13 protein-coding genes are annotated in these 17,769 nt (G+C 54.0%); 3 read left to right on the top strand and 10 right to left on the bottom strand.

Annotated features, from left to right (window positions below):
• Window positions 1-5 precede the first annotated feature (5 nt).
• The 4 genes from METH5_RS0106855 to METH5_RS0106840 all read right to left on the bottom strand — a co-directional run bounded on the left by METH5_RS0106855 (window position 6) and on the right by METH5_RS0106840 (window position 7,348).
• Window positions 6-2,546, bottom strand: a complete 2,541-nt coding sequence (locus METH5_RS0106855) for a circularly permuted type 2 ATP-grasp protein (protein ID WP_029147806.1) — start codon at window positions 2,544-2,546, stop codon at window positions 6-8.
• Window positions 2,547-2,620: 74 nt separating this feature from the next.
• Window positions 2,621-5,911, bottom strand: coding sequence for a DUF2126 domain-containing protein (locus METH5_RS0106850; RefSeq protein ID WP_029147805.1), 3,291 nt, complete (start codon window positions 5,909-5,911; stop codon window positions 2,621-2,623).
• 122 nt (window positions 5,912-6,033) lie between these two features.
• The gene (locus tag METH5_RS0106845) at window positions 6,034-6,879 is read right to left on the bottom strand and encodes an SPFH domain-containing protein (protein WP_029147804.1); all 846 of its coding nucleotides are present in this window, start codon (window positions 6,877-6,879) and stop codon (window positions 6,034-6,036) included.
• Between the two features lie 19 nt (window positions 6,880-6,898).
• Entirely contained in the window at window positions 6,899-7,348 is a 450-nt protein-coding gene (locus METH5_RS0106840) for an NfeD family protein (protein ID WP_029147803.1), read from the bottom strand.
• Between the two features lie 30 nt (window positions 7,349-7,378).
• On the opposite strand from METH5_RS0106840, the gene METH5_RS0106835 reads away from it, so the two are divergent.
• Entirely contained in the window at window positions 7,379-8,626 is a 1,248-nt protein-coding gene (locus METH5_RS0106835) for an FAD-binding domain-containing protein (protein WP_232410973.1), read from the top strand.
• Window positions 8,627-8,689: 63 nt separating this feature from the next.
• Window positions 8,690-11,587 carry a valine--tRNA ligase gene (locus METH5_RS0106830; RefSeq protein ID WP_029147801.1) on the top strand — a complete coding sequence of 966 codons (2,898 nt, stop codon included), beginning with the start codon at window positions 8,690-8,692 and terminating at the stop codon, window positions 11,585-11,587.
• Window positions 11,588-11,613: 26 nt separating this feature from the next.
• Here the strand turns inward: METH5_RS0106830 and METH5_RS0106825 are convergent, their stop codons facing one another.
• Window positions 11,614-12,648 (bottom strand): zinc ribbon domain-containing protein, encoded by a 1,035-nt coding sequence (locus METH5_RS0106825; RefSeq protein WP_232410972.1) that lies wholly within the window; start codon window positions 12,646-12,648, stop codon window positions 11,614-11,616.
• A 128-nt stretch (window positions 12,649-12,776) separates the two neighbouring features.
• Between METH5_RS0106825 and METH5_RS0106820 the strand changes: the two genes are divergently transcribed.
• Window positions 12,777-12,980 (top strand): (2Fe-2S)-binding protein, encoded by a 204-nt coding sequence (locus METH5_RS0106820; protein WP_029147799.1) that lies wholly within the window; start codon window positions 12,777-12,779, stop codon window positions 12,978-12,980.
• On the opposite strand, the gene METH5_RS0106815 is transcribed toward METH5_RS0106820, so the two are convergent.
• From METH5_RS0106815 to METH5_RS0106795, 5 genes are read right to left on the bottom strand one after another with little or no spacing between them, the layout of a single operon-like run.
• Window positions 12,963-13,724, bottom strand: coding sequence for a molybdopterin-synthase adenylyltransferase MoeB (locus tag METH5_RS0106815; protein ID WP_029147798.1), 762 nt, complete (start codon window positions 13,722-13,724; stop codon window positions 12,963-12,965). The genes METH5_RS0106820 and METH5_RS0106815 overlap by 18 nt on opposite strands.
• Before the next feature lie 13 nt (window positions 13,725-13,737).
• Window positions 13,738-14,469, bottom strand: a complete 732-nt coding sequence (locus tag METH5_RS0106810) for a type II secretion system protein (protein WP_029147797.1) — start codon at window positions 14,467-14,469, stop codon at window positions 13,738-13,740.
• The gene (locus METH5_RS0106805) at window positions 14,466-15,695 is read right to left on the bottom strand and encodes a hypothetical protein (protein ID WP_232410971.1); all 1,230 of its coding nucleotides are present in this window, start codon (window positions 15,693-15,695) and stop codon (window positions 14,466-14,468) included. Before METH5_RS0106805 ends, METH5_RS0106810 begins: the two co-directional genes overlap by 4 nt.
• Window positions 15,673-16,293, bottom strand: coding sequence for a hypothetical protein (locus tag METH5_RS0106800; protein ID WP_029147795.1), 621 nt, complete (start codon window positions 16,291-16,293; stop codon window positions 15,673-15,675). Before METH5_RS0106800 ends, METH5_RS0106805 begins: the two co-directional genes overlap by 23 nt.
• Window positions 16,293-17,747: a hypothetical protein gene (locus tag METH5_RS0106795; RefSeq protein WP_232410970.1), complete on the bottom strand. Its 1,455-nt coding sequence runs from the start codon at window positions 17,745-17,747 to the stop codon at window positions 16,293-16,295. The genes METH5_RS0106800 and METH5_RS0106795 overlap by 1 nt, the downstream gene beginning before the upstream one ends.
• Window positions 17,748-17,769 lie beyond the last annotated feature (22 nt).

Here is a 17,769-nt window from a genome sequence, read left to right as displayed (position 1 = left end):
ACCTCTTAATGTCTGGGCGTCACCAACGGACTGGCATAACTAAAAAAGCGCAGGCTCAACCGGTCTGACAAGGTCAGCGTGACGTCATAGGTGTGATTGAGCCACTCGGCCAGGCTGGCATTACCGGCAATAAAGCACTGGTCGGGGTCAAGTTGCAGCAATGTTTGCCAGCAACCATTAAGTTCGCTGGCAAGGCCGCCTGCATTGTCCTGCGCATCCATTTCTTCGAGGTATTTGACCAGCCCCTTGATCTGAAACACCACAGAATTAGGGTTGTTGGCATCCATCAACAGCAGGTCGAGTACCGGCAACCATTCTGGCTGCGAAGCATAGCGGGCGCGATAAGTAACCAGGTTATTGGTGACCTGTAACAGCCACTCCAGATTGCTGTGTTGCGGCATCGCCAGCGCACGACTGAGCAGCACACACATAAACTGCAAACGCTCAATGCGCCGCCCCAGCGACATAAAGCGCCAGCCCAGGTCACGCGTCATCCAGTCCATGGCAAAGCCAGTCAGGGTGACAAAGTGATTAATGGCCTGCTCAATGTAAGACAAAGCGTCTTGCAACGTCGCATGCTGGTGACGGGTAATAAACAAACGTGACAGTACATTGACGGTGCGCCAATGGTCATTAGAAATACGCTCACGCAGGTTAAATGCCTGCTGAAACAGTTGCTGCACGCTGGTAGCCAAGCTGCTGGATTGTTGTGAAAACACTGCCTGAATCAACAATGGCTCAATCTCATCGTCTGCCCATGGCTGCCAGTTGGCCTGTGCCTCTTCGTCCTCGGCGCCAGGCAAGAGATCAAACCACTGGCACAAGCCTTGCATGGTTGTCCACTCGCCATCACGCATTTCTGGGGTGTATTCGAGCAAGGCACGAATGGTTGTACGCAACATCATGGCTTTTTGCAAATTGCGCACCGAGTAGCGGCCATACCAAAACAGGTTTTCTGCCATGCGGCTGGAGAGATAGGCATTTTCGCGCACCAGGTCCTGGCTGGAGTTGGTTTTGCGTAACAGGCTGAACGGTGGCTGGCTATCATGCGACAGCACCCAGGTATCTTTGCTGGTGCCGCCACGCTGCATGGTCACTACACGCGCATCTTTACCACTGGCAACACGCGACAAACCGCCCGGCAAAACGGCATAGCCATTGGGCGTGGCAAATGCATAAACACGTAAGCTCACCGCCAATGAGCCGATTTGTGGCTGATGCTGGTGGTTGGTCAGCACGGGTGCATGCGAAATATCCACTTGCTCCTGCGCAATATAGTGGTCAGGCTGCGCCCGCAGCCGTGCAATCAGGGACTCTTTTTGCGCGGCATTTAAATCTTCGCCAAAGATGGGCGAAGACCGCACTTGCGGATAAGCCGGTTTAATCACTAAATCATCAAGGTGCTGGATCACATACTCTAGCGCAGCGGGCTCTCCACACCACCAGGTTGCCACCGACGGCATGCGCAATGCTTCGCCCAGCAACGACTGGCATACACCAGGCAAAAAGCCGAGCAAGGCGCCAGACTGCAACAAGTTGGCCCCCAGGGCATTGGCAATCAGCACATTACCCAGGCGGGCAGCCTGCGTCAGACCAGCGACCCCCAGTAACGATTCGGCGTTTAGCTCCAGCGGATCGCAGTAATCATCATCAATCCGCCGCAAAATAGCATGTACAGGTTTAAGCCCGGCAATGGTTTTGAGCCAGACCACGCCATTGCGCACCGTGAGGTCACTGCCTTGCACCAGCGGATAGCCGAGGTAGCCGGCTAAAAAAGACTGCTCATGATAAGTTTCGTTGTAAGGTCCGGGGGTCAAAATAACCACCAGTGGTGGCTCACCCGCACCCAGCGCCGTGATGCCGGGCACCGTTTGCGCCTGATTATCAGCCACACGATGTCCCCAATGCGCGAGGCTATCGCGCATGCTGGCAAAAAAACCACTCAGACGCTCAATATTCAGGTCACGAAACAGCTCGGGAAAAGCACTCGAAATAATGGTGCGGTTTTCTAGCGCATAGCCTGCACCCGTTGGCCCTTGCGTGCGGTCGGACACGACCCACCACTGGCCGTTAGGCGCACGCGCGAGGTCAACCGCGTAATGGTGCAAGGCAATATTGTCGTAGTGCGGAATACCCACCGACGACGGCAAAAAGCCGTTATGACCATAAATCAGTGCCGGCGGTAATTGGCCACTGGCCAGCAATTGCTGCTCACCGTAGACATCCAGTAATACCTGGTTAAGTAAGGTGGCGCGTTGTGCGACCGAGGCTGCAATATGCTGCCATTCGTCCTGCGGAATAATCAGCGGCAACACGTCCAGGTCCCACGGGCGCTGCACGCCATGTGTATCGGCATAAACGTTATAAGTGACGCCGTTATCACGCACTTGTCGCTGCACAGCCTCAATACGCTTGCGCATTGTCGCCGGCTCTTCAGACTCAAGCTGTGCCAACAGCGCCTGCCAATGCGGACGTGCCTGGCCCGTGCTATCTAGCAACTCATTGTAGCGGTCAGAAAAATAAAGCTGATTAAGCACTGATTGCATGCGGAATAAGGGCGCAGTTAAAGCACATTAAATAACAAAACTTAAATAACTAGACCATGAGTGTAGCAGGATGTTCACTCATTGGCCTGCCAACGCAGGTCTAGCGTGAACGGAAAACGTGGATTCGGTGGTTCTTTTACCACATCCACCTTGCCTGGGGTATGCCCATTTGCCCAAAAGCGGGTAAATCGACGTGCCTCAGCTTCATTGGCATTCACAGGGAACGTATTGTAGTTACGCCCACCCGGATGCGAGACGTGATAAGTGCAGCCACCCAGCGACTTGTTACTCCAGCTATCCACCAGGTCAAACACTAGGGGTGCCTGCACCGGAATAGTCGGATGCAATGCAGACCATGGGTTCCAGGCCCGGAATCGCACGCCGGCGACATACTCCCCGGCGTTGCCTGTCGGTTGCAGTGGCAACTGGCGGCCATTGCAGGTCACCACGTGGCGGCCATCGGTCAAGCCGCGCACCCGTAGTTGCATACGCTCCACAGACGAATCAACATAACGCGCCGTCCCACCGCCAGATACTTCTTCACCCAGTACATTCCAGGGCTCAATGGCCTGACGCAACTCGAGCTCAACACCGTGATAAGCCACCGTGCCATAACGTGGAAACCTGAACTCAATAAACGGCTCAAACCAGCGCTGTTCAAAAGCAAACCCGGCCGCGCGCAAATCGGCCACCACATCGGCCATATCTTGTGCAACAAAGTTGGGTAACATCCAGCGATCATGCAGCTCGGTGCCCCAATGCACCAGCTTGCCCTGATAAGGTGTTTTCCAGAAACGTGCCACCATGGCCCGTAGCAGCAAGCTCTGTAACAAGCTCATGCGCGCATGTGGCGGCATTTCAAACGCCCTGAACTCGACCAGCCCCAGGCGCCCGGTCGGCCCATCCGGTGAATATAACTTGTCGATGGAAAACTCGGCCCGGTGCGTATTACCCGTTAAATCAACCAGTAAATGCCGCAACAAGCGGTCGACCAGCCACGGTTGCTGGCTTTCTTTGCCCGCAGGCAGCATTTTTTCCATTTGCTGAAAAGCAATGCCAAGCTCATACAAATTGTCATCGCGCGCTTCATCTACCCGCGGGGCCTGGCTGGTGGGGCCAATAAACGTGCCGGAGAACAGGTAAGACAAGGCCGGGTGGTTCTGCCAGTAGGTAATCAAGCTACGCAGCACATCCGGTCGCCGCAGCAACGGGCTGTCCGCCGCCGTTTCGCCCCCCAGCGTCACGTGGTTACCGCCGCCAGTGCCGGTATGACGCCCATCCAGCATAAACTTCTCAGTGCCTAGCCGGCATAAGCGCGCCGCGTCATACAAATAACTCACATTGGCCACCAGCTCTTTCCAGCTATTAGCCGGATGGATATTGACCTCAATCACGCCAGGGTCAGGCGTCACACTCAGCAGCTTCAAGCGACTATCCCGTGGCGGCGTATACCCTTCCAGCCACAACTTGAGCTTGAGGTCGCTGGCCGTCTGCTCAATGGCGTTTAGTAAATCAAGGTAATCCTCGAGCCGGGTGACCGGCGGCATAAAGATAAACAAGCGGCCTTTTCGCACTTGCACGCACAAGGCAGTATGAATAACCTCACGCGCAGTCGGCTGGCTGGTTTTATGTTTCAGCCTCACCTTAGGCAGCTTGGCGTCGCCAAGTACGGTCTGTTCGGCAAACGTATCCAGCGCAAACGCGGGCTCAATCTCAGCAGGCAGTTGCCATGGCAACGAAGACAATGGCAGCCGCAAACCCATGGGGGAGTCGCCAGCCAGCAGATAAAGATGTTCGCGCCGCAACGGCCACTTGCTGGTTAGCCACTCACCTGCCGCCTGCGACTCTACCGGCTTTAAGGGCATGACATAACCAACCACCTTACCCAAGCCCTGATTCAGCACATTGGCCAACTGCTTACGCTCGGCGCTGTCGGTCAAATCGGCTTTGAGCGGGTCAATATTGTGCGCTAATTGCTGCTCTTGCTGCGCCAATGACCACACGTCTTCATAGGCGGGCACCACACAGGCCGCGGGAAAGCCCAGCATATCGGCCAAATGCATAGCGAATGCCTGCCCCTGTTTTACAGTATAGCCATCGCGACTGCCCTCGGCAGAAAACAGGCTCGCATCGTGCCACACCGGTTTGCCATCGGGCCGCCAATACATATTAATGGCCCAGCGTGGCAACGGCTCGCCGGGATACCATTTACCTTGCCCATAATGCAAAAAGCCGTTAGTCGCGAACTGTGCTTTCAGTCGCAATGCCAGCTCACCAGCCAGCGCGCGCTTGTGTTCGCCGAGCGCCAGCGTGTTCCATTGTGCGCCATCCATATCATCAATTGAGACAAACGTCGGCTCACCGCCATGCGTCAGCCGCACATCCATCTTGGTCAATTGTTTATCGACCTGATCGCCCAGCTTCACAATGGCTTGCCAGTCCTGCTCGCTATAAGGCTTAGTCACACGCGGGTCTTCATGAATGCGCGTCACCGTCATTTGGTGGCTAAATGTCACCTCAGCCACATCCGTCAGGCCCACCACTGGCGCAGCCGAAGACGGCAGCGCCGTGCACGCCAGTGGAATATGTCCTTCACCTGCCATCAGGCCCGACGTTGGGTCTAGCCCGACCCAACCAGCGCCGGGCACAAATACCTCGGTCCAGGCATGCAGGTCAGTAAAGTCCACCGTGGTGCCGCTCGGGCCATCCAGCGCCTCCACATCGGCCTTGAGTTGGATTAAATATCCGGACACAAAACGCGCAGCCAAGCCAAGCTGGCGCATCACCTGCACCAGCAGCCAGGCAGAATCCCGGCATGAGCCAGTACGCTTTTGCAAGGTGTCTTCTGGTGTTTGAATGCCCGGTTCCATGCGCACGGTATAACCGATATGCCCCTGCAAGCGCTGATTGACGGCAACCAGAAAGTCAACAATGCCAACCGCTGGCTGTACGACTTCATGGCGAATGATGTCCATCCAGCGTTGCAGCAAAGGCCCCATCGGCTCCGCCTGCAAATAAGCGGTTAACTCAAAGGCCTGTTGCTCGGTATAGTTGAATGGAAACTGCTCGGCATATTTCTCAACAAAAAAATCAAACGGGTTGATTACCGTCATATCTGCCACTAAATCGACCGTAAAATCGAGTTCGCGCACCATTTCAGGGAATACAAACCTGGCAATATAATTGCCGTAAGGGTCTTGCTGCCAATTAATAAAGTGTTTTTCTGGATTCACGGTCAGTGAGTACGACAACACAGGCGTGCGCGCATGCGCAGCAGGCTTCAGGCGGACTTCATGCGGTGACAAATTGACCAGGCGGTCGAATTGATAACAGGTGCGGTGATGTAAAGCGACGCGAATAGCCACTGCATATCCTCATTGGAGTGATGATTTTAAGCAGTAAGATGCAGGAAATATGCCAGCTGTGCGCAGAAAGCCATAGGCACAGCTGAGAAAGAAAACTAACCGGGGCAGATGACTGGCAAGTGCTACTTGCCGCCACCGACCAGACTTTTCACGGCGCTGACCACATCGCCTGGCATGACCACAATTTTACTGTTGTTGGAATCCGCCATTTTTTGCAGCGATTGAATATAACGGTCACCAAGCAAAAACGTTGCTGAAGCATTATTTTCTTTGACAGCTTCAGTGATCATTTTAATTGCCTCAGCCGAGGCTTTGGCGCCCACCATTTGCGCCTCGGCATCTTTACGTGCCGCTTCCAGACGCGCTTCAGCATTCAAAATCAAAGACTGCTTGGCACCTTCGGCCTGGGTCACCACAGCCACACGCTCACGCTCGGCGGCCGCTTGCCTTTCCATCGCATCTTGCATATTGGCAGATGGCTTGATGTCCTGAATCTCGACACTTTTCACGGTCAGGCCCCAATCGAGCGCTTCATCAGCAATGGCCTCTTTCAACTCTGCCTTGATACGGTCACGTGAGGTGAGTGCATGATTGAGGTCCATACCCCCAATAATAGAGCGCAAACTGGTTTGCACCATATTGCGCATGGCCTCGCGAAAGTTTTCAATGCCGTATACCGCACGCTCAATGTTGGTGACTTTGATAAAAGCCACCGCATTGGCCAAAATCACCGCGTTATCGCGTGTAATCACCTCTTGCTCCGGCACATCCAGAATAATGTCTTTGGTGGTGACTTTATAGCTGACACTGCTGAAAATCGGGTTAATCACATGCAAACCCGGCGTTAAAATCCCGGCAAACTTGCCCAGACGCTCAACCACCCACTCTTCGCCTTGCGGCACAATGCGCACGCCTTTAACAATGGCAATGACCACTAATACGATGACGATGACACTCACTTCGGTCATAACAACTCCCTTGATTCAATTAATTAATGTGTGGCACTGGCGCAACCCGCAGGCTGTTACCTTCAACTGCCACCACTTTGGCCGCTTGCTGCTCGCCAATCGCTACATTGGCATGCGCAACCCATTCGCGGCTACCTAACACGCCCTGCGTAAACCGTATTTTCCCGGGCTGCAAAGGTGAGATCGCGACAGTCACAATGCCTTCGCGGCCAATCTCTTCACCCTGCGCCTGACCCACACGCAATGCAGGAGTGCGTTTTTCCAGTTTGCGTATCACGGCCAGCGCCACCGCAGATAACACCGCATAGTTCAAGGCTTGCAGGGCGAGCGGCATCTCGCTAAATATGGCGCACAATACCGCCATCACCAATGCGGCAATCCCCAGCCACAATAAATACAGTGTCCCCAGCAGCATTTCCAGGCACAGCAGCACGAGCCCCAGCCCACACCACCACCATAATGTCGTCATTCGCATACCCTTCCAACGAAATTGCAGCTCATGGTATCACTAGTTGTGTCAGAATGGTGCGTGATGAACCCGCCTGCACTCCTATCTCTCGACGCAGATCGCCCCACTCGCCTGCAGCAAATCAGCGCGTACTTTCCGCATGCGTCAGGCAACGATCTGGATGCGGCATGGCAAGGCGGCCGCATCAGCGCTTTGCAGCGACTACGGGACGTCAATGCTGAAGACTATGCGCGTAGCCGCAACCACCTGGCAGGTGCGGTGACCAGGCTTTCACCCTATTTGCGGCATGGCTGCCTGTCACTGCCAGAAACCGTAGCGCACGTGCAGGCACGCTTTGGTAAACGCGCACACAAACTCACTGCCGAGCTCAGTTATCGCGATTATTTTCGCCAGGTGTGGTATCGGTTTGGCGATGCCATCATGCAGCAGATGGAACAACCAAAAGTGGCATTGGGCCAAAAACCCATACCAGCCTTTATTACACAGAGCTTTACCGGGTTAGTGTGTATGGATGAAATTGTGCAGCAATTACAGCGACACGGTTACCTACACAACCATGCGCGCATGTGGTTTGCCGCTTATGTCGTGCATTGGTTGAAGGGCGACTGGCGCCAGGCCGCAGATTGGTTTGAAGCCCAGTTACTGGATGGCGACATCGCCTCCAACCACCTCTCCTGGCAATGGATTGCCTCTAGCTTTAGTAACAAGCCTTATGTGTTTAACAAAGAAAACCTGCTGAAATTTGGCGGGGAATCCTGGTGCCAGCAATGTCGGGTTGCCTGCCCGTTTGAAGCGAGCTACGAGCAATTGCATCAGCAACTGTTTACGGATGCCGTGGTGACAGAAAAAGCAGTTACCCACCGCCTTAAGCCACCTGAGCCTAGCCCCAAAGGCGTCGCAACCCTGGTTTGGGTGCACGATGAAATGCTGTCATCAACACATGCCATGCATAGCTTTAACTTGCCTGCGGTGTTTGTGTTTGACCCGACACTCTACCAGCACTGGCCGCTCAAGCGCTTGCAGTTTATGGCCGACTGCCTGGTTGAAATGCCAGGGGTAGAGGTATGGGCCGGAGAGACCAGGCAAGTGCTGGCGCAGCGCGCGCAGGGGCGCATTCTCACCCAAAACACCCCGCAACAGGTACTTAAGCAAGCCGCGAGCACACTCAACATAGAATGGCGCGCTGAGCCCAGCCTAACGGACGCAGCACTCAGTGACCACCAACTAATGCGGTTTAGCCGCTATTGGAAAGTCGTCGAGCCGACACTCGCGCGCTAGTTTACGCAAACTAGCGCCTGCCTCTGCGCTGCGGGCATGCCCGCCTGTGGTAAAATCCCGCGCATGAATACTTCTAACACACACGCCAACACCACCCGCGAACTCGCAAAATCATTTGATCCAAAAACCATCGAAAGCCAATGGTATGCCTTTTGGGAAAGCAAAGGATTTTATGCCGCCGGCATGAACCCGCAAGTGCAAGATAACTTTTGCATTTTGCTACCCCCACCCAACGTCACCGGCACTTTACATATGGGCCATGGCTTTAACCAGACCATTATGGACGCCTTGACCCGCTACCACCGCATGCGTGGCGACAACACATTGTGGCAACCAGGCACCGACCACGCTGGCATTGCCACACAAATAGTCGTCGAACGCCAACTCGACGCACAAGGTGTGAGCCGTCATGACTTAGGCCGCGAAAAGTTTTTGGAAAAAGTTTGGGAATGGAAAGAGTATTCTGGCGGCACCATCACCCAGCAAATGCGTCGCCTGGGCACCTCACCTGACTGGCAGCGCGAGCGCTTCACCATGGATGCAGGCCTGAACAAAGTGGTTACCGAAACCTTTGTGCGTTTGCATAAAGAGGGCCTGATTTACCGCGGCAAGCGCCTGGTCAACTGGGATGTGAAACTGGGTACCGCCGTGTCTGACCTCGAAGTGGTACAAGAGGAGGAAGATGGCGCCATGTGGCACATCAACTACCCACTGGCAGATGGCTCAGGCCAATTGACAGTTGCAACAACGCGCCCGGAAACCATGCTGGGCGACGTCGCTGTGATGGTCAATCCGGAAGACGAACGCTATGCACACCTGATTGGCAAAAACGTGATTCTGCCACTGTGTACCCGTGAAATTCCGGTGATTGCTGACGACTACGTTGATAAAGAATTCGGCACCGGCGTGGTGAAGGTCACGCCTGCGCATGACTTTAACGACAATATGGTCGGGCAGCGCCAGGGCCTGGATAAGATTATCATCCTCAACTTGCAAGGCTTTGTGCCTGCAACGGCTGAAGTGTATGCCGCCGATGGCAGCGCCAAAGCCGCGATCACTCTGCCTGCTAATCTGGTCGGGCTGGAGCGCTTTGCCGCACGCAAACAAGTGGTGGCAGACCTCGAAGCCGGTGGCTTTTTGGTCAAGGTTGAAAAACACAAATTGAAAGTGCCACGTGGCGACCGCACCAACGTGGTGATTGAACCCATGCTCACCGACCAGTGGTTTGTGGCGATGAGCAAGCCGGGCGACGACGGCAAAAGCATCACCCAAAAAGCGCTCGACGTCGTGGCAAACGGTGAAATCAAGTTTTACCCGGAAAACTGGGTCAATACTTACAACCAGTGGCTAAATAATATCCAGGACTGGTGTATTTCACGCCAACTATGGTGGGGTCACCAAATTCCGGCCTGGTATGGCGAGCAAGGCCAGATTTATGTGGCGCATGACGAAGCAGAAGCCAAAACCATGGCCGCGAACGACGGCTACACCGGCAACCTGACGCGCGATAACGACGTACTCGATACCTGGTACTCCTCTGCCCTGTGGCCGTTCTCTACCCTGGACTGGACGGGCGATGAAGCACTCGATGCGCAGAATCAAGCCTTGCAGCAATATCTGCCATCATCAGTGCTGGTGACAGGTTTTGACATTATCTTTTTCTGGGTGGCACGCATGGTGATGATGACCAAGCACATCACCGGCAAGATTCCGTTCAAGCATGTATATGTACACGGCTTGATCCGCGATGCCGAAGGCCAGAAAATGTCCAAGTCCAAAGGCAATGTACTGGACCCGATTGATTTGATCGACGGCATTGATTTGGAATCACTGCTCAAAAAGCGCACCACTGGCTTGATGAACCCGAAAGATGCAGAAAAAATCGAGAAGCGTACACGTAAAGAGTTCCCAGAAGGCATCGCCGCTTATGGCACCGATGCCCTCCGCTTTACCTTTGCCAGCCTGGCCTCACCTGGACGTGACATTAAGTTTGACCTGCAACGCTGCGAAGGTTACCGCAATTTTTGCAACAAACTGTGGAACGCGACACGCTTTGTGCTGATGAATACAGAAGGCCAGGACAACGGTTTTGGCGCTGAAAGCTGCGAAGAGGGCGGCCGTAAATTTAGCCAGGCAGATCGCTGGATAGTCTCGCTGCTGCAACGCACCGAAGCCGACGTTGAGCGCGCTTTTAACGACTATCGTTTTGACTTGGCGGCCAAAGCCATTTACGAGTTTGTGTGGGACCAATACTGCGACTGGTATCTGGAAATTGCCAAAGTACAAATTCAAGGCGGCAGCGAAGCCGAGCAACGCGCAACCCGCCGTACCTTGCTGCGTGTATTAGAAACCATTTTGCGCCTGGCGCACCCGATTATTCCGTTTATTACCGAAGAAATCTGGCAAACCGTGGCGCCAATGACTGAGCTCAAAGACAAGTCGCGCGGCACCGACAGCATTATGTTGCAGGCTTATCCTAAAGCTGACCTGGAAAAAATTGATACGCAAGCCGAAGCTTGGGTTGCAACCCTGAAAACGGCCGTTGAGGCTTGCCGTAGCTTGCGCGGCGAGATGAGCATTTCGCCCGCAGCCAAGGTGCCATTGATTGCAGCGGGCGATGCTGAGCAACTGGCCGCATTTGCGCCCTACCTTAAGTCATTAGCCAAGCTGGAAAACGTCGACATTGTGGCCGAATTGCCAGAAGCCGATGCACCAGTGATGCTGGCGGCTGACTTCAAGCTCATGCTTAAAGTTGAGATTGATATTGCCGCCGAAAAAGAGCGCTTGGGCAAAGAAATTGCCCGTTTGCAAGGTGAAATCACCAAAGCCAACAGCAAATTGGGTAACGAGAGCTTTGTAGCGCGTGCACCAGCAGCCGTGGTTGAGCAAGAAAAAGCACGCCTGACCGAGTTCAGCGCAAACCTTGAAAAGCTACAAGCGCAACTGACCAAGTTGAAGTAAGGCATGTTAATAAAACCGTAGCCGACTCAGGCTACGGTGCCACACTTGTGGCAAAACTTGGCAAACGCATTTTTTCTCGCCTGGCATCCGCCGCAGTAATTATGCAAACAAATGCCACAATGCATGCAAAAGTCATGATGCTCGCTCTTCAGGTCTACCTGACGCTCGCAGCCTGGGCAAATATTCTTACCTAGCCGCTCTAACGCCGTGTCATACCCCAGCTCTTCGCGACGCTGAAACTCCGGCTGCGACTCGGCCAAGCGTTGTTGCTCAAGATAGTGTTGCAGGGCGGCAATCGCATATTTTCCGCCGACCACCGTCAACACAATGCCGACCAGATAGCGCACATAGCCACCATAATCTGGCAAATATGGCACCAACTCAACGAAAAAAGCCATTAAAGCAAAAATAATAAAGCCCCAGACAAACGGCCAATACTGGGATTTGCGTTGCATGGCAAACAACCATGCTGCGAGCGCTAATAAAGGCAATGTCAGCAGCAAGCGGTACAAAAACACGCGCGTGGCCTGATGCTGGGAGGCCTGATCTAACTTTTTGCGCGCAATTTCTTCCATGCCGTTAATTTGCGCTTGTAGTTGTGCCTCATATTGAAACATATTGGTCTGTTTTTGCTGAATGGTTTCTACCGCTTTTTCAGCATTGCGCTCCTGCACTTTTAACGCATCCAATTGCTGCGTCCGCCTGACCAGTTCATCATCCTGTGTCGATAGCCGGGTCGCATCGCGCGTGGCCACCCAGTTATCAAACGTGCTGCGCGCCGCCTGGTAATCTTTTTGCCGAATGGTGAGTTGCAAACTGGCTTGCTCAAGTTGATCATTCAGTCGCTGGCGCTGCTGAGCGGTCTCTTTTAGCGACGTGCGCAATGGCTCAATGGTGACGTGATTAACAAAGTGCTCAAGCGTGTACTGAGCCTCGACACGCGGCAGGTCACCGATAATGCTTTTGCCCAATCCGGTTAAAAACCAGGCAAACACAAAGGCCACGAGCCAGAGTGCCCGGTTAAACCATTTTTCAGATAAACGAACGCCTTTGCTCATCATCAGCCCCTCGTAGATAGGTAATAAATGCTAACGGGCTTTCACACCGACCGCAAGCGACCATCCAAGGACGCAAGCCTGGCACAACCTGGCCATCTGCCGTTAAAATGCTGTTTTAGAGGATAGCCTTGATGCCTGACACCGAAGAAGACAATCCAAAAGAAGTCATGTGTAGCTGTAGCGGAACAACACGCGGCATGATTATTGACCTGGTCGCGCAAGGCAAAGACCTGGACGCCATCTCACGCTATTCAGGCGCACTGTCTGGGTGCGGCGGGTGTGAGTGGGAGATTAACGAGCTTGTTAACGCGCTCAACTCAAGCGGCCAAGCCTGATGACCCACAAACCGTGCATGACGAATCTTTTTTCAAACGTATCGTGCGCCATTCAGCACTCAGTGCATCCAGCAACAACAACCGGCCTTGCATGGTGTGACCAATGTTGAGTAATACTTTAAGTGCCTCGGCTGCCTGTGCCGTGCCTATCATGCCAACCAGCGGTGCAAACACACCGTTATCAGCACAGCGTAGCGCCTGATCATCCCCCACATCCGGGTACAGGCAGTGGTAGCAAGGGCTCTCGTCATGGCGAAAATCAAACACACTCAGCTGCCCCTCAAAGCGAATGGCGGCACCAGAAACCAAGGGGGTTTTGTGTTTAAAACACAGTTCATTCAATAAATAGCGCGTGGCAAAGTTATCAGAGCAATCTATTACCACGTCCGCTACCGATACACCTCCGGCAAGCGCTTCAGCACTGAGCCTTATCGTCTCAACATTCACTTTAACCTCAGGATTCAGCCCGGCAATGGTTGCCCGCGCAGACAAGGCCTTGTTTTGTCCAACCGATGCAGTGGTATGAATGATCTGACGCTGCAGATTGGTTAAATCAACCTGATCAAAGTCGCAAATGGTTAAAGTGCCCACACCAGCGGCGGCCAGGTACATGGCAACCGGCGCCCCCAAGCCACCGGCACCAACAATCAACGCATGGCTTTGCGTGAGTTTTTCTTGCCCCGCATATTCAATCTGCGGCAACATGATGTGCCGACTGTAACGTAACAATAAATCGTCTTGCATTAAAAATCCATCTTTAAGGCAGGCGCTGCGCCTGCACCATCTGCTGTATTAATACTTTGGGGGACAGCATCACCAGGCGATCATCAAACACCGCATTTGCCGTTTGCTGTTGTGCTTTATCAACAAAAACGAGGTCGCCATCAGCATTCTCTTGCTCGTCAGAGTACGTGGGTGCAACCATGGCTTGCACTTGCCCACCAGACACCGATTGTATGCCACCCAGCCCATTTTCGCCATGTGAAAGGATAATGGCCGCCGGGCGACTGGGCGTACTGGTTAAAGCCCCGACATCGCCAACGACTTGAATACTGCTGGCGTTCTCGGCCGCCGACACCGCGAACCACTGCGCGTGATGGGTAAAAGTGCTATCCGCACGATAACGGAAAAACCGGCCCCAGGCATCGGTTGCCACCAGCCCTAATTGCAGCCAGGGCAACACGCCTTCATCGCTGGCGCAACTTTGGTTAGTTAATATATTCTCCCAACCATCCGGCGGCTGGTCCGTATCCGGGCACGGCAAATAGTGATAAATAATGGCGTGCCCAAGCAATGCCTGCTGGGCAACATTCAGCCTTTGTTCAGTTTGCTGATATTTCTGCAAGCTATGTTGCACCCGCAATGGCGTCATCAGCCACCCCATCATTAAGCTTAAAACCACCAATGCCAGCGCCATCTCCAGCAAGCTGAATCCTGAAATTGCAGCACTAACGCCGAGCGCCTGACGGTGATGCCCACGCATACTCATGGCCGACTCACGCGATCCAGCATGTCATTGCTTTGCACATTAAGCGCCGCCTCCTGCACATGCAAGGTGAGCAAGGTAGATGCTTCAAGATAAGCTCGCAGATGCAGTTTATCGGTGGTCGCGTCGCGAACCTGCCCAGACAATCGCTCACCTGCCACAATAATGCTGGTTTGCGATTGCCCCGGCACATAAAAAACCTGCTCCCGCCAGCCATTTTGTTGAAACCAATGATGTTGTGGATGGCCATCCAGCAAATGTTGTACCGCCCATGACCAGTGAGCGTTCACATCAAGGGGCAAGCGCCCAATGCTGGTCGCAACAGAAAGACACTGCCCAGCATTTAAAGGTAGATTACCTAAACAGCTGCTATCTTCGTAAGACGCAGGCGACGGATAACTATTGCATGGCAATGCCACACAGCGCAGGCTTCGTTTGACCTCTGCCAGCACCTGCTTTTGCATGACTTGATGCATTTGACTGGCGGTGATGGGTAGAACCACATCGTTAAAATGGATTGAGTTTGGTGCCATGACAAAACCCAGCAACGCGGCTTCTTGCGGGGCGGCATGATCAATGACACCGTTCAGATCAAGGTAATGTTTGGCAAGCTCAGTGGTCGCTTCTTGCCGTTGCTGCACCCAGCCATCCTCTCGCATCAGCGGCTGCATGGGCGCAATCACAACGGCAACGACACCATTACCTTGGGTGGCGTCCCATATCACGCCTTGAGACGACGCAACACTCCATGTGCCCGCAGTATCCAGATTCAATGGCCGCAAGCGCGGATTATTTTTATAACGCTCGGACACGGCATACCATAATCGCTCGCCGCTGCCATCGCGCACATCGCCCATGCCCAGGGTCTTCCAGGGCAAGCGCCCCAGGCGGGCCGTGTTGCTACATGAGGTTTCTGCGATACCGTCATTATTACGGTCAGGACAAGGCAAATCGCCGGGGCGAGGGCAATTTAACTCGCACTGAGTGAGCCCTAGCGGTTGTTGGGCATAGGCCAGCAATGCTTGCTTCGCCATTGCCAGTGCTGCAACCGTTTTTTGCATAGCGCGCTGTCGTGCAGGATCAGTGCCATGCGCGATGTACAGCATGACTCCCGCCATGCCTGACAGCAAAAACAACGCTAGCCAGAGAACAATGCCTGTTTGCGTATTTCGCAACATGGGCGTCCCCATCATGGTTGCGCCGCGCTCATGGCGACCCAACCAACGCATCAGGCAACACATGAGAAAAGTTAAACAAATCCAGCTCACATTGTGTGGCAATCATGTCCGCCCCTTCTGTCAATGCCCAGCGGCAATGACGCACTAACAACAAGCCAGCGTAAGCCTGTTCAAGTTGCTGCAACCAGTCGACAACGACTGACTCATGCGCCACCGACCACGTAAGCTTTATGGGCGTCACGGTGAAGTTAAACTCTGGTGGCTGACTAGCTGGCCATTGCTGCTGGCAAGTGGCCGCAGCACAAGCAACCGAAGGCTGAATCTGATAACTGATATGCGGCAGCAAAAACTGCTGCTGAGAGGCAACCAAAACGGCATCCCAGTGATCAAAATCAGGTGGCTGCATGACCCCCGACGCCTGCCACTTTGCGCGATGCGCCATAAAAAAATCAATGTCGGGCTGGTAACTGGCCCGATACGCGACTTGTTGTTGACGTTGATGCCATTGCTTTTGAGCCTGAAGCCACGCATCCTCCACCTCCCATTGGCGATGCAATACGATTGCAATCGCCCCTGCTCCCAAGCACAGAGCCGCCAGCCATCCGATCAATGTTGTACGTAAAGCAGGCCAGTAATCTCTGGCTTTCATCAGCTGGCTCCCGGCCTGGCATCACGCAAATACAACTTAATGGCTGGTGGCTGGTCGACTGCTTGTGCTGAGCCAGTGCTGCCCTGCCGCTGAGCGCCGCCCGCAGACTCAGTCGGAGTAAGCACTTCTACTCTTTCAACCTCAGGCAGGTCACGCAACCGACGCAGCAATGGTGGCCACTCCATCGCCGCCTGCTCATTTTGATTACTTTTAGCCCAGGTGATCGCGAGTGTTTCTTGCCAAACAGTGGCAGGCGTAGCCATCACCGGCTGCGCCACAGCCTCACTTGAGAAATCCCACGTCATCGTTGCGACCTGCCAGTGGGAGGCGCCCACCAACGCCTGTTGCATGAGAGTCAACGCGCGGGCGGGCAGCCGGACCGATGACTGCAAACTGTGCACCGCCTGTGCCAATGCGCGTAATGGCGGCAATTGCTCCTGGCTTATGATGTCAGTAGGCGCCAGTTGCCTAACATTCAGTTGACGCTGTATCTGCCGCATTTGCCGCTCTGCATAGTGCGTGGCTTGTATGCCAAACCAGCCTGCCAGCAACATCAAACTAGCCATCACCACACCAGCCCCATGCAAACTGCGCTTGACGCGCATGATGCTATCCGGCAACAAAGCAGCTTCTGGTGCCAGATTGGGTAAAGGGTGGCCTTTTAATACGACCTGAATGGCCGCCCAATCCACGGCATCAAGCTCAGCGGGCAATGCCTTAACCCCTAAATGGCGGGCTAACTCAGGCTCAGAAAGACCGGCCCAGACACAAGCAGCAGGCAGCTGTTTTTTTAACCACTGAATATCCGTCGGCATCTGGCCTAGCCAAATAAGCTGCAACACATCAACCTCGGACAACCAGCCTTGGTGCACCAGCATGATACGAATTTGGCTAATCTCGTGGACAATGCGGCCTATACAAGCCTCAGACGTAGAAAACGTGTCTGCTGGCAGCAGGATCAAGCGGCTAAAAAATAGCCGCTGCTGCAGATAACTGATACGCACCTGTTGTTGCCTATACTGAATGCACAGGCGATGCAGCAAACCCGGCTGACAGGCTGGCAACCAGCAGGCCAGCGCAAGTGCTTGCGTATACACGCCCTGTATGCGAATGGCTTGCTTTTGTAACACTGGCAGCCAATCAGCCAGCGGTGAATAAGCACATGCCACTAACAGAAAACGCGCTTCCCGGCGCAATGTTTGCACGTGATCCAGCAAGCAAGCCGTGTGCATGTTTTGCGAAAAAGGCCAGGCGGCCAGTTTACGCATCAGTAATTGGCGCCCGGCCGCGCCTCGCACCTGCGGCAAGACTTCAACGTGATAGTGCTCATCAGCATGATTGGTCAAAAATGATACTTTTGCCTGTGGAAACTGCTGCCACCAGTTAAGTAACTCCGTGCGACTGCCAGCATCTACCCCAAACGCACGCATAGCCAACAAACGCTGTCCACGCATATGTACCGCGCGCCAACATGTT

The organism is Methylophilus sp. 5 (assembly GCF_000515275.1).
In the GTDB taxonomy this organism is placed as follows: Bacteria; Pseudomonadota; Gammaproteobacteria; order Burkholderiales; family Methylophilaceae; genus Methylophilus.
This window is presented reverse-complemented; position numbering and strand designations above follow the sequence as displayed.